Origin of the sequence: Chromobacterium haemolyticum DSM 19808, from assembly GCF_000711885.1 — a bacterium.
In the GTDB taxonomy this organism is placed as follows: domain Bacteria; phylum Pseudomonadota; class Gammaproteobacteria; order Burkholderiales; family Chromobacteriaceae; genus Chromobacterium; species Chromobacterium haemolyticum.
The window spans coordinates 107,414-120,963 of record NZ_JONK01000005.1 but is presented as its reverse complement, the minus strand read 5'-3'; the positions used below and the strand labels follow the sequence as shown (position 1 = coordinate 120,963).

Below are 13,550 nucleotides of genomic sequence, written 5' to 3'. Positions count from 1 at the left end.
AAGGCCACTCCAGGCCAACTGCTACAGTTGTGTGCTACACTTGGCCCCATACCAGACATGCCTAAGCATACCAATGTACTCCGCCGCACAGGCTCTTCAGTCTACTACTTCCGCATCACGATCCCTACTGATTTACGCCCCCATTTCAACGGCAAAAAAGACGTGTGGTGCTCACTGCAAACACGAGACCTCCGGGAGGCGAACCGCCTTGCCGCAAGAATACGCGTGGAGTGGGACGATCAGTTTGCCGAACTTCGCGCCAAGGACAAGGCCACTGTAGTCGTAGCCCTCTCAGACGATGACATAAGCCGCATCGTTCATATGCACCAATCTCGTATGATGACGTTCGATAGCGAGTTACGATCACAGGGCCTGGACAACGCGAGATATGAACAACTAGGAGACGATCTCTCCCGGCTGGATCAAGATGCACGTGCGGCCATCGCTCGAGGAGACACTTGGTCAGTTGTAAATGCCCTTGAAGACAGCCTCCGCTTTGAAGGCATCGAGTTGGATACAAGCTCTGTCGACTACAAGAGGCTCGTCTCAGCCGCATCCAAGGCATACAAACGCACCGTAGATGCCTTGAAAGCCCGCCACGAGGGCGAAGTAGTCGACGATGTGCCCATGCCCTCTTTGGCCCCTTTACAGGCTAGGGCGGCCATAGCCAGCAAGGGAGCCCCGACTCTAGTAGATATTCTCAAAAAATACCAAACCGAGCGGAAGCTGAAAAGCAAATCATTTGACGATATGCTTCAAGTGGTTAACCGTTTTCATGATTGCATCGGCACCCTACCAGTCAAGCAGATACTTAAAGCACATGGCCTCAAGTACAAGGAAGCCCTCTTGCAGAAGGGCCTCTCAGCCAAAACAATCAATTCCAAGCACCTAGCGTTTTTGAAAACGCTGCTGAATTGGGCTGCACAAAATGACTACATCGAACAAAATCCTATCGCATCCGTCCGCGTCGTAGTCGGAAAAGTTCAAAAAGAGTCGCGGACCTCCTATGACCTGAAGGCACTCCAAGCTATCTTCAACAGCCCGATCTACGCCACCCAAAATACACGGCCTGTAGCTGGCAAGAGAGAAACAGCTTTCTGGCTGCCGCTGTTGGGCCTATTTACCGGAGCAAGGCTAGAAGAACTAGCTCAACTCAAAGTATCGGACATTGTGAAGGATAGCCAAGGGCGGCATATTCATATCACGGACAGAGATGATGAAGGTTCAGTGGAAACCAACGAGTCGAGACGTCGAGTTCCTCTTCATTCGGAACTGGAACGGATGGGATTTGGCAATTACCTAGAGACACTGCCTCCCACTGGATACCTATTCCCAGAATTAACGCCCGACAAATATGGAAAGCGTTCATCCCTATGGTCACAATGGTGGGGAAAGTGGTGCAGGAAGCAATTAGGAATTACAGACAAGCGCATGGTGTTTCACTCATTCCGGCATAACTGCAAGGACATATGCAGAGAAGCTGAGGTAGATGAAGAAACACACGCTGCCCTCACCGGCCACACTAACTCATCAACATCTAGGAGCTATGGGTCTGGAACCTACCCATTGAGTCCACTATTTGTTGCAATCGGCCAATTAAATTTCAAAAACATAGGACTATCACATATCTCTTGGCAAAGATCATACTGAGCACGATTGTGTTTCTCTGTTCAATAGCACAAAAACCAAAGACAGGCGCTGAAGTTACACCTCGTTAGGTAGCATCAGTGCCTATCTTTTAAAGGAATTTACTTGAACCTAGAGCAAAGCTGCTCCGTGCTCACCTTGTAAGTTGCATTGAAAAGTCACAGCGATCTTGCGTTTGATAAACCACTGTTTCACCGTGATAGTCTGCACGGGATTTATATACTTCTTTCCCGCATGCCAACAACTTGTATCCAGCCCCGCTAGATGGCTTTCCGCTTCTTGAAACCAAGGTAAAGTTGGCCCGATAGTTCCCGCTGCCCACAACTTCTACAAAGCGCACTGCATTCACATCAATATCAAAAGGGGGTGATACAAATTGACTTCTTCCTTGACCATCCGTCCGTCCCTGCAATGAAATCGCAGGAGCTTCGCCGCTGGACTTCGGATCATGGACCTGAAGTAGATAAGGAGTATTTTTGAGCACCCTCCCCGTCTCCGGGCTATGCAGCACAAAATAGCAGCCTTTATTTACACCTTGCTCGCCTTGCCCCACTTTCTCTATTGGCGATGAATGACACTGATAAGTCGCTTTCATCGCGGCGCGGATCGCCTCAGGTTCAAGCGGCCTATTAACAGCGCAGCCTACCACCATTAACACAGCAGGAAAGACTCCAAAGCAGACAGCAATCTTCGAAAGATTAATCATAGACAAACAAACCCTATCGATTATAAGATCGAAAACGAACTTATTTAACTACCGCCCAGCACAAGGCTGTAGTATATTTTGAGTTATGCATATTGACACAGATTGATCGATGCCATCACCTATTATGCCTCATAAACTTATTGAGCTATCGGGCGAACTCGGATGGACTTAATCACGCTTTCATAGAGGCGTTGCATTTGTGTTGCATTTAAGGATGACTCCCCCGTAACACCGGCTACGCCTTCACCAGAGGTAAGCTGTATCGAGACTTTTGGATTGAGAGGATCATCAAATCCGCCCTGAGCTTCCCACATAAAACTGTGCGCAACACCCATGCCGTTGTCCGAGGGGAACTCATTTAGAGACTCCTCGCCCTGCATGCCATTTACCGTTCTAGCGCCCTTCCTGATCGCCTTTATCTTACCAGGAAATCTCTCATCCAATTTCGCTGCCTTTTGCCTTTCCAGCAAGGATGGCTCTGGTTTTGACAGTGTGAAGCTGTCTATGCTGAACCAAACATCCGGATTATTCTTCAAGGCGAAAGTGATTGAAGCCATCTCAAACTGTGGCGATTTTCCATCATTGGAGACAAAGCCATTTTCAATGCAAAATCCTGCCTCTTTCGGGGCCTCACGATCCGAGCGATAGCGCACATTTTTCAGATAGCCATCAAACCTCTCCAATATTGAGTTAATTTTTCCGGGACTGTAAGGTGCCTTTGAGGTGGTAAAAATCCACCCCTTATCTAACTTAAATGAGTCAATGCTGTACATCGGGCTACCAAATGCCACCTTATACCCAAGCAACAAATTTCCAGATGCAATTGAGCCGATCTCTTTTTCAAATTTAAATAGCCCAGAGGCAGACTTTCCATCCTTCAATTCACCAATTCTTTTTTCAATCATTCCCTTGTATTGACCCTCCCCTCCACGCACCGACTTGATAGATGCCCCTTGGTAATTATTACCCTGGCCTTTCAGTTCAGCTTCATAAGGAATATCAACCAAGTAACGACCAAAGCAGTAAGTTCTCATTTTGTCAAACATCTTATTCTCCGCAGCATAAATAGCAGGGCAGGCCATCAATAAGGCAAGCAATAAAGCAAGTCGATTCATAGTGACAGTCCTTTAGTATGCCTTGGGCGGCGGGGCTTGTTGAACGATTTTGGCGATGCCATAGACTGTAGCTTGAATCGCATATTTGTTTTTGTAGCTCATTTGATGGTCAAACCCCGACATGCTAAATACCGCTTTGGGTGTTGGTTGCAGCTGGGCTAGCACTTTCCCAGAATCTAGAGGAACCGTGCCATCCCCTCCCTGGTCACGCTCATTGCTTAGTTTGAATTTAACTTTTGGCGAATCTTCATCTTGATAAAGTGGAACGGTACTTTTCCCCGTCATGGTTCGCTGACTATCCTTTTGATAGATTAATGGCATGACATCGTCCTCTGGAATACGTCCTGAAGCCTGCCAATGGATATGGCCAAAAGTTCGGAACTTCTTTTCGTCAATGCCATAATAGCCGTATGTTTGTGGATGGGCGTAAAGACCGAGAACATTGTGAAAGTCTCTCGATTTATCTAAAGCATTTCGATGCGCCTCAAGCGGTGTGTTATCGGCTGTAGTTAACTTATTGGCGGGATCAATCAACTCAGGATCAAGCATCCCCCACCAACACTCATCCGTGGTCTTGCTGTAAATTTCCTCATAGGGATCAGCCTGCGGCAAGCTAAAAATCACATCGCCACCGCCTTTCTTAACAACTTTCAGCCAGCCCGGTGAGTAGTGCTTGGTCGGCAACAACTCCAACGGTCCAGGCGAACATGCCAGAGTCGGCGTAATGTCCCCAGCATTCCAACCAATGATGGCTGCCACGGCGGCGCCTTCAATATCTAAAAAGCCGCCTACCTCAGTCCCGGCGCGGAAACGGCGATAGACCACTGGCGCGCCTGCTACCGGCTGCACACCATGCACTACCCCCAATATCTTGTCAGGAGCCATCTGAGCCGCCCTACGCCCCACCAAGCCCCCCATGGAATGGGTGACCAAAATAACTTTGCCATCGCAATCGAAATAGTTGGTATTTTTGTAATGCTCAATGATTTTATCAATCTTCTCAATCAGGGATTGCGCGGATTCTTCATTGCTTTGCAGCCAGTTGTAACCATGTGCCCATACCGGATAGTAATAATCATCCAACCGCAGTACTTCGTCTTGACTCAGTCCCTGTGGGGTCAAATTCCAAGCTTTTACCGCCTCCGCTGCGGCCTTGACATAGTCCGGTTCCTTCTCAGAGCGAGGAGCAGTCTGCTTACCGCCATTGAGATGGGCCAGTAGACCAATTTCCGGCAACAGAAAATTACCACGCTCCTCAGGATGACCTGGGCTGCTGTACTGGTCATTGAGGATGACTTCCAAGCGCTGCAAAATGAAGTGGTAACTGTCGGCATGCAATGCGCCCCAGCCACGTCGCCTAGCCTCTTCGGTGCTGACCCAATGCAAATTATCCGGAACTTGGCAAGGGCCATCCGGGTTAACTTCGGTACTATTAGGGTCAAATAAAATTTGACGCTCCGCAGGCGATTGATTAGCTCCGTTAAGAGCCGCTCCTATCCCGCCTAGCTTCCCATTAGGCGGAGCCCATGCTTTTATTTGCTTCTTATCCCGTAACCGTAAATTCGTTCCCATAATCCCCGGCACAAAAATCACCGGAATAACGGTATGCGGCGGTTTTACGCATAAAGCACACTGCTTGAAACTGTCCGGGCTTTTGACGGATTCAAAATATGGGTTGCCTTTCTTGTCGAATTGCAAGGATACGCGGCGGGTTGCGGTGCTTAATACGTCGGCCATTATCCGTTCCGTTTCAGATGCATTTTCAGTTGATCAATGACCTTGCCGGTCAGCGTAGAGGTTGCGCCGCTGCCATCCGTGCTGCCTGAGCTTTCCAGCTTGTTCTGACCATTGCGGACTTCATGCTGTATCTGGGATTGCGCCTTGCCGGAGCGGCCTGCTATGCCAAACTGTTCATTCGTCTGAATGGCGCTTTGCGGCAGGTTGAGCATTTGCGGGCTGACACTGGCCGGTCCCGTCATTGCGTGGCTGGCGGCGTGCTGGGTATGCGTGGCCGATGTCTTCGTGGTGATCCCGCCCCCATACTCCGCGCCGGCATTCTGCGCGGTGATATTGACCTGAGGCCCTTCAATGCTGACAGCCTTCAAGCCCACCAGACGTAAGCGCTTGGCGGCGATAATTTCAATGTCGTCATCCTGCGCTTGGATGCGAATCGCGCCAGAGGCGGAGATGAGCTTCATGCCCAACTGCATCACGAAGATGGACAGAGACTGTCCCACGCGCATGCGCAGATGCTGGCCTATGCTCTGGTTGCTGTCCTTGGCGGCAATCAAGTCGTGCGTGCTGCCTGTTGCCATCGAGATGTTCGATTCGCTGGCCAGAGCAATGCCTTCCGGTGCGCCGAGGGCCAGAATGGCTTTGTGCCCACCCTTGGCTTCCTTGGCGGTATTGCTGCCACCTTCCCATTGTTTAACGTCTTGCGTTAGTTGCTCTTGCGGCTTGGTGTCGGTCTCATCCGCGTGATGCACCTCGGCCTGCTTGGCGAGAGACTTCGCAATGGATAGCGCCATCTCCAACTGGCCGATCAACTCCTCTCGGTCCAGTTGATTGCCGCCAGCGCCTTCACGGGCATAGGCGCTGACCAGAACCCCTTGAGCGGCCCGGATCGCGCCTGACAAATCCGTTCGCAGCTCGAAGCCGTTGCCGCGTGGCTCCGCTTTCCCGTCTTTGCGGGGATGCGTCAAAAAGCCCTGGTTCAACTGGGTCTTGCCAGGCTCACTGGAAAGCTTGGCGCGGACTTCGCCGGGAGTGTCATCAAACAGCAGTTCGTTGTAGCCGCCGCCTTGATGCTCTTTCGACTTGATGCCGGAAAGGGTCTTGTTCGCCGGTAAAGCCCCTGCACCGCTAAAGTCCGGTGTGGCGTGGCTACCGTTATAGAGCACGCCAACAACGACCGGGCGGTCGATGTCTCCTTCCAGAAAATCCACCAAGACTTCCTGACCGATGCGGGGAATGAACTGATGCCCCCAAGCCGCTCCTGCACTAGGCATCACCACTCGAATCCAACAAGAGGACTTATCATCCATCGCCGCGCCGATGCCGGGATGCTCTTCAGGGCGCTGCCAATGGAATTGCACCTTGATGCGTCCGAATTGATCCGTATGCACCTCTTCGCCGGCCGGCCCCACCACGGTAGCGGTCTGGCTGCCCAAACTCGTTGGCTTGGCGTGCCGGGTATAGGCATATGCCGGCGTTAGCGGAATGCCGCGCCGTTGAGCGGTAAAGGTGGTTTGGTAAGGCGCGGGTTCAGTTTGCTCTTTGCCCGTGGCGGTTTGAAGCAACCGCTTCAGTCCTTGGGGAAGGTTGTTATGAGCGATGAAGTTCTGTTTGGTCACCACGAATTCACGTTGCTCGCTGCTGTCCCCGTCATGGTTGGGATGGTTGTCCAGACGGAACCATTCGCCTGGCAGCAGCCCTCTGACCGCGCCACCGCCACTGAACTGTTTGGCCTGTAAATCATGCGCCTGCTGCCGCAGCTGCGCGTAGTGCCCAAATTGCTCCGCATCGCTCGCATAGTAAAGCGTCTGCGGCGCGTAATCCTGCAAGGTGGACTGTAAGGCCTTGCCGCTCTGGCCCTGATTGATTTGGCTTTCATCGCCCGTCATATTGCTGGTGACCGGCTGGTAATCGAAGCTCGCCAGCGCGACATTGCCGGATACGATTTGCCGGGAAGACTCCCAAGCGGTTAAGCCGTCCTCTTCTTCCGTCGCATCGCTACGGTGAAAGCGCAGGCGCTCCATGTTGGCGGCGGGCAATCCAAACGGATCATCAAACAGGATCAGCTGTACTTGCGGCAGCTTGTCTTTCTCAGAATGGGCAAACCGCCAGCCGTAACCCTCTTCATGCATCAAGCGCACGATAAAGTCATAGTCACTCTCGCGGTACTGTAGGCAGTAGCTGCGCGGCGAAGCCGGACCCACTTGAATGTCCAAGGTCTGAACCCGTGCGAACTGAGCATTATTCGCCTGGTGCTCCGCCAGAATCTGCTTAATGATGTCCGGCACGGTCAAGTCCTGGAACACGCGTGAAGTCCGCCGATAGCGCAGCAGCGAAAAAGGAGCTTCCACCGTCAAACCGTACTGAGCAAAACCGCCATCCGCCCCCAGCTGCTTCACCTCCGACACCACCCCGCAGCGCACCAGCTCTTCCCCGGAGGCTGCGGCAATGCCTATCTTCGCGGCCACGCCTAGCAGAGACTTCAGTTCGATGGAGCCATTGGGAGACAGGCAGGTCAATTGATAGCGATAGCTCTCGGAAACGCCTTCTTCGCCTTCCAGAGTCTGAGGCAGCAAGGTTTCAGCCGCGATGCTGCCATCCCCAAGGCACAACGTAAGCAGGCGATTGTTTTGCGTGAAGGCACTGGAAAAACTGGCAAGCAGCTGGCTGATGTCCATAGAAATAGAATGTCCGCAAAGAAAAACCACTTATACAAAGTGGTCTTGTCGTGTTGGTTCGGAATGGAGAGTGCTAACATTCTATTTGGATGAACAGTGACGGAACAAGCGACATAGGTCAAGGTTTGGCAAGGCCCCATCCTAAAGGACAGGGGCACTCTTTCCCAAGAGCACCATTTCATAGTAAACACATGGAACAAGCCCGAAAGAATAGAGCTGAATGCCTCTAAGCTACTGCCTTTAAAAAACAATGGCAAAGCCTATTAACATAGCTCTCGTCTGTATCCAAATAATATATCCGCAGTCCAGTTGCTCTAGTTAATAAAAATGGTTTTCACCCGGTAAATTGCTACGATACTACCAGTGAAGATTTTTTCTTCAAACGCACAGCTTTATGGACACGGCTTGTCTGGATAATTTGTTAGGTGAAAGACATAGTCATCATGGCAAGCTCAAATAGCAAACATTCCCACCTCTAATAAGCCCCACCGAAATTTATTAGTTTATCTCCCAACCCAAAGGCAATTCCGGGTAACTGATCCAGTAGCTCAGACATTCTCTATCAAGGGTATCGCTCCATTGATAGATGCCCACCCCTGTGTAGTAGAAGACCGGCTTCCTGTCAATGTAAGCAATAATGTCAGCTCGGTGGCGATAAAATGGAGAGGCCAACATATCACTGACAGACACCTCATCTATACAAACCATATCAGATATCTTGCCATGCTGCCTCGCGCAATGTTCAAACTGCGATAGCTCGTTATCCGGCAAAGATAAAACATGTTGCGCCACTACTTGGGCAAATGAATTCTTAAATGACAGCAACCCCATACAGGAAGGATGTTTGTACGCATATTCTTCTGGATTCATGGCAAAGCACTCCAATCAAGCAAAGCTGATGGGATTTTATAAGATTTGATGATATTTCAAGACGCAAAAACAACTGTTCACGACGGCAAAAAAACATGCTAAAGTTAACACATTTTACAAATAGTTCAAGAAAGAACAATTCAAATGCAGCCAATCACATCTAAGCTTATTAGCAACGACTGCATAGAAGCTGTTATTGAAGAGAGCAAAAGCACACCTCGAAAACGCACGCCAATCCTCATCCATAGCAGCTACGATGAGATCCCTCAACGCTTCGTGAACTGCATGGCGTCGGACTCTTACATCAAGCCGCACAAGCATGAAAGTGATAATCAATGGGAGCTGTTAACTTGGATATCTGGAGAAATGCTTGTTATCATTTTTGATGATGCAGGCAAAATACTGAACAAGGTTGAGATAAGTCAGTACTGCAACCGCGTAATTGAGATACCGCAAAATTTGTATCACAGCTATGTCCCTTTATCCGACTGTGCATATCTTGAGGTACGGAACTGTAGCTTTACTTATGGGCGGCCAGAAGTAGATCGTACATTTGCCGAATGGGCACCTGACGAAGGCGAACACGAGGTAAAAAACTTTACCACTTGGCTGAAAGAAGCTGATATTGGAAAACGGTATGAACAAGAGCGACAATTATTTTCAGATAATAAACTATAGTCCCGTCCCAACTTTCTGGAAGAATGCGGAACGATTCTTCATGGGGTGCAACCAAAAATTTCTTGATATGGTTGAAGTCGAGGATATAGACACCCTTATCAAAAAACGAGATATAGATCTGCCTTGGGCACACAATTGGGAACTCTTTGAAAAAGATGATAGGCTTGTTTTAGAGACAGGACAGACTGTCTCTAGACTCGAACAAATACCTTCTGGAAATGGCGACTCCATTTGGTCAGAAACCATTAAGCACCCAATCATACAAGATGGCAAGACCGTGGGATTGGTCGGATTTTGTAAAGACGTCACCATTGAAAGAAGACTGCAAGAGATAGAGCGTGAACGCAGCGTTGATAAACTACATTTACAACTTGCCAACTTAGTTGACAAGTTCATGAATGATGCACAGCACACTAAACTATCCATCCTTAACCAGCGTCTAGGCATAAATCACGGCGATAGCAAAAAAAGTAGAATACAAATAAGTCTAAGCAATAGAGAGCAGGAGATAATTTACTATCTATCCATCTACAAATCCCCAAAAGAGATCGCAAAAATATTATCAACGATTCATGGCAAAGACATTTCAATTCGTGCGGTGCAAACAGCCATTAGCGATAGGCTTTATGTAAAGTTCGATGTAAACACGACAAGTCAGCTATTAGAGCGAGCAGCCGCATACAGTCTCATCCCTCTGCGCATGCCTAGTTAAAAATGATCTGAATAAGTCATCCTCAAGAAAACCAGCACCTTACCAATCAATGAGAACAACCATTGAAAGCAATGCCAGCAGGATAAAATAGTCGATACCATCTTCCTGACACGACGCAAAAACCTGCCCTAGCCAATCTGAATTTTAGAAGCTCGGACCCGATCTGAAATTCTCCCGCTTTGATGGCACCTGACTGTCAGATCAAATCGGAATTTTTACACATTCATGTCGACCAGGACGAGTTCAAGTCTCTCCTTTCGCACCAACCCTGATTGCAGCCATACCTCTCCAAAACGCTTAGGCCAAGCGTCCTCCCGCCATAGCAAAGCGGCTCGGCTCAACACGCTGTTTTCCGTTTATCTTGCATTATCTTTGTCCCGCCCACGCTCCACACTTTTCCTCAGAGCCTGTTGAAAACCTGCTGCGCTTCGGCGATACGCCGTTAAAACAAGCTCAGCATGCTCATGCTTCGTCTGTACACTCTGCTTTCCCAGCCGCTTGAGCCTTAGCTCGCAAGCACGCTCCCGGATCACAAGCGCACGCCATGAAAAACGCCCTCGAAGACGCAGACGCGTCGAGGGCGTTGGATTTAGCGCGATGGAATCAAGCGCTGGCGGCGGTTTGCTTGTCCATCATGATTTTCAGAATCTGCGCATCAGTCTGCACCATGCCCTGGCTGGCCAGCTTGCCCAGGTTGGCGATGGAGGCGTCCAGCTCGCATTCCACAATGCCGTCGCTGCCCGCCACGCACACGCCGTCCAGCGCCATCAGTACCGCCTTGTAAGCAGACCCCGCCGAAGTGGACACCTTCATCGCGCAGCTATTGGACGCGCCGTCGCAAATCATGCCGGCCAAGTCGCCTATCATGCTGGAAATGGCCATGCCCGCCACCGCGTAGCCGCCACCCAGCAACTGGGCCATCCCCGCCGCCGCGCCCATGGACGCGGTGGTGACCGCGCACAGCGCGGACAGCTTGGGCAGCCGGGCGTGAATATAAATGGCCATCAAGTGCGACAGCATCAGCGCCCGCGTCAGCCCCTCGCGATCGGCGCCGACATGCTCGGCCACCACCACCACCGGCATGGTAGCGGCAATGCCCTGATTTCCGGAGCCGGAGTTGCTCATCGCCGGCAGGGTGGCGCCGCCCATGCGGGCGTCGGACGCCGCGGTGGTGCGGGTGAGGATGCGGGTCAACAGATTGTCCGACAGCAAACCGGCGCTCACCTGCTTGTGCAGGGTTGCGCCAATGTGCAGGCCAAACTGCCCCCCCATGCCCGCTCGCGACAGCGCCTCGTTCAGCGTGGCCGCCTCGTGGATGAAATCCATCATCTCCAGCGGAGCCTGGGTGGCGAAGTCGTAAACATCCCGCGCGGTCGCGTCGGAAAAGTCGTACGCGGCGCCGGCCTGGCCGGAGCTCTCGAGTTCGGCGCGGAACACCGCCGCGCCATTGCGCTCGATCAGCACCACATTAGTGTGAGAGTCCGCGATGCAGACCCGTGCCGTCTCGCCGCCGGCGAACACTCGGGCTTCCGAATACAGGATATTCGGCACGTCCGCGATGCTCAGCGTCACGCGCTGCTCCGCGAGCATGCGTTTGGCGGCATCCACCACTTCGCCGCTCAAACCCTTGAGCACTTCCAGCTTGCCGTCCGGGTCGCCTCCTAGCGCGCCCACCGCGGCGGCGATCTGCAGGCCCACCGCGCCAGTGCCCGGCACCGTCACGCCCATGCCGTTCTTCATCAGATTGGGCGAAACCCGCGCTTCGATGCGCTCTGGCGCGCGGCCCAGCGTCTTGGCGGCGATGGCACAGGCCAGGGCCAATGAAATCGGCTCGGTGCAACCCAGCGCCGGCGCCACTTCCGCGCGCGCCGCCTTGACGAACTTCGGCCACAGATCGGTGTTGAGAGTTGGTGTACACATAGTGATTACGCTTTCAAATCAAGTAAATGCCTTGCCGCCGCCCACAAGGCGGGCCGGCGGCGAAAATCAGGAGAAAGCCAGGAACGGCGACACGCAGAGCAACAGGCCGGTGGCGATGATGATCTTGAGCGCGGCGCCCTTGTATTTGTGCAGGAAGGGCACTTGGTAAACCAGATAGGCCGGGATCAAACAGCCCACCAAGCCAAAAACCGGGCTGCAGATCGAAGTGAAGCTCAGCACCGGGGCGTTCAGCACGATGGCGCCCCAGGACAACAAGACGGTGAACACCATGATGCCCTTGGCCACCCACTCGGGCCGGATACGCTCCTCCGGCATTACCCGGCGCAGCAGATTCATCGCCAGGCCCTGGCAGGCCTCGCGGAAGCCCAGATAGACGCCAAAATACGCGGTCATCACCGCAAAAATATTCAGGATCAGGCTGAACAGCTTCACCATATCGCCCGGCATGCTGCTGGCCACCATGGCCAAAGCGGAAATGTTTTCATGCGAGGCCTTGACCGCCTGTTCGTGCCCCATCGCCAAGGTAAAGGACACCGCGTAAAAAAAGACGGTAACGAAGAGGATGCCGAAGGCGATGTTCATCGCCCGCATTGCCTTGTACTGCGCCACTTTCCGCGACTTTTCCCGCGCGCGGTAGGAAATCACCATCGGGCTCAGGCTTTGAATGAACAGGATGGAGGTCAGCGTGAACGGCAGCATGACGATGGCGTCCTTGATCAGGCTGCCCAGCGAAGGGAAAGCGCCCACATTGACCATTCGCCATTCCGAAACCATGGCCAGGCCCAGCACCGCCACCACGCCCAGCTTGGTCAGCACCATGCCGGTGGAAATCTTGAACAGCAGTTGCTCGCCACGGGAAGCCAGCGCCACCAGCAGGCAGATCAGCCCCAGGCCATAGAAGGGATTGGCGGACAGCAGCGTCTCGGTCACGCCGAAGCTGTGCAGAAAGGAAGCGCTGTCGTTAGTGATGGCGGTTGAATACACAAAAACCCAGATCACCAGCATGATGAAGTAGAGCGCCCCCAGCAGAATGCCCCAGTTCTTGCCCAGATAGCCGCTGATCACGCTGGGGTAATCCTTGCACTCCGGCGACTCCGCCAAGGTGTTGATGAACAGACGCTGGAACAAATACATCGCCGGATAACCGATAACGGAGGAGAGCAAGAACACCCACAGCCCCATCAACCCCACCTGGACCGGCAGAAAAACAATGCCGGCGCCTATCGCCATGCCGATGCTCATCACGACCCAACCTCGGTCGGTAGCGTCGAAACGCACCGCCTCCCGCCACTCCGCTTCGCTCATGCCCGCGCGCTCGGCAGCGCTTGCCCTGGGCTTGACGCCCACTTGGGTGATGTCCATACTCGTTGTTCCTTTAGTGGTTCATCTGCTGTCTCAAGCCCTCCGGCGCCAACCGGATGCTTGGGTTTCCCCGCCGCGCTGCGCCAACAGCGCGTGAAGGGATTCTC

General features: G+C 52.4%; 10 protein-coding genes. 3 read left to right on the top strand and 7 right to left on the bottom strand.

Features of this window, described 5'->3' with window-relative positions; all coding sequences use genetic code 11:
• Positions 1-57 precede the first annotated feature (57 nt).
• A complete protein-coding gene (locus tag BR71_RS22745; RefSeq protein WP_081862546.1) occupies positions 58-1,650 on the top strand; it encodes a site-specific integrase in 1,593 nt (530 codons plus the stop codon).
• Positions 1,651-1,780: 130 nt separating this feature from the next.
• Here BR71_RS22745 and BR71_RS24030 read toward each other — a convergent pair whose 3' ends face one another.
• The 5 genes from BR71_RS24030 to BR71_RS04220 all read right to left on the bottom strand — a co-directional run bounded on the left by BR71_RS24030 (position 1,781) and on the right by BR71_RS04220 (position 8,750).
• The gene (locus BR71_RS24030; protein ID WP_156038813.1) at positions 1,781-2,353 is read right to left on the bottom strand and encodes a hypothetical protein; all 573 of its coding nucleotides are present in this window, start codon (positions 2,351-2,353) and stop codon (positions 1,781-1,783) included.
• Positions 2,354-2,490: 137 nt separating this feature from the next.
• Positions 2,491-3,468, bottom strand: coding sequence for a T6SS immunity protein Tli4 family protein (locus BR71_RS04235; RefSeq protein ID WP_156038811.1), 978 nt, complete (start codon positions 3,466-3,468; stop codon positions 2,491-2,493).
• Positions 3,469-3,480: 12 nt separating this feature from the next.
• The gene (locus tag BR71_RS04230; protein ID WP_043633121.1) at positions 3,481-5,205 is read right to left on the bottom strand and encodes an esterase/lipase family protein; all 1,725 of its coding nucleotides are present in this window, start codon (positions 5,203-5,205) and stop codon (positions 3,481-3,483) included.
• Positions 5,205-7,880, bottom strand: a complete 2,676-nt coding sequence (locus tag BR71_RS04225) for a type VI secretion system Vgr family protein (protein ID WP_081862545.1) — start codon at positions 7,878-7,880, stop codon at positions 5,205-5,207. The genes BR71_RS04230 and BR71_RS04225 overlap by 1 nt, the downstream gene beginning before the upstream one ends.
• Positions 7,881-8,378: 498 nt before the next feature.
• On the bottom strand, positions 8,379-8,750 hold the full coding sequence (locus BR71_RS04220; RefSeq protein ID WP_156038809.1) for a hypothetical protein: 372 nt from the start codon (positions 8,748-8,750) through the stop codon (positions 8,379-8,381).
• Between the two features lie 144 nt (positions 8,751-8,894).
• On the opposite strand from BR71_RS04220, the gene BR71_RS23315 reads away from it, so the two are divergent.
• On the top strand, positions 8,895-9,428 hold the full coding sequence (locus tag BR71_RS23315; RefSeq protein WP_081862544.1) for a WbuC family cupin fold metalloprotein: 534 nt from the start codon (positions 8,895-8,897) through the stop codon (positions 9,426-9,428).
• Positions 9,388-10,140 (top strand): PAS domain-containing protein, encoded by a 753-nt coding sequence (locus BR71_RS04215; protein WP_043633113.1) that lies wholly within the window; start codon positions 9,388-9,390, stop codon positions 10,138-10,140. Before BR71_RS23315 ends, BR71_RS04215 begins: the two co-directional genes overlap by 41 nt.
• Positions 10,141-10,743: 603 nt before the next feature.
• On the opposite strand, the gene BR71_RS04210 is transcribed toward BR71_RS04215, so the two are convergent.
• Both BR71_RS04210 and BR71_RS04205 read right to left on the bottom strand, forming a co-directional pair.
• Positions 10,744-12,060 carry an L-cysteine desulfidase family protein gene (locus BR71_RS04210; protein ID WP_043633107.1) on the bottom strand — a complete coding sequence of 439 codons (1,317 nt, stop codon included), beginning with the start codon at positions 12,058-12,060 and terminating at the stop codon, positions 10,744-10,746.
• Between the two features lie 66 nt (positions 12,061-12,126).
• Positions 12,127-13,443, bottom strand: a complete 1,317-nt coding sequence (locus BR71_RS04205) for an SLC5/6 family protein (protein WP_081556688.1) — start codon at positions 13,441-13,443, stop codon at positions 12,127-12,129.
• Between the last annotated feature and the right edge of the window lie 107 nt (positions 13,444-13,550).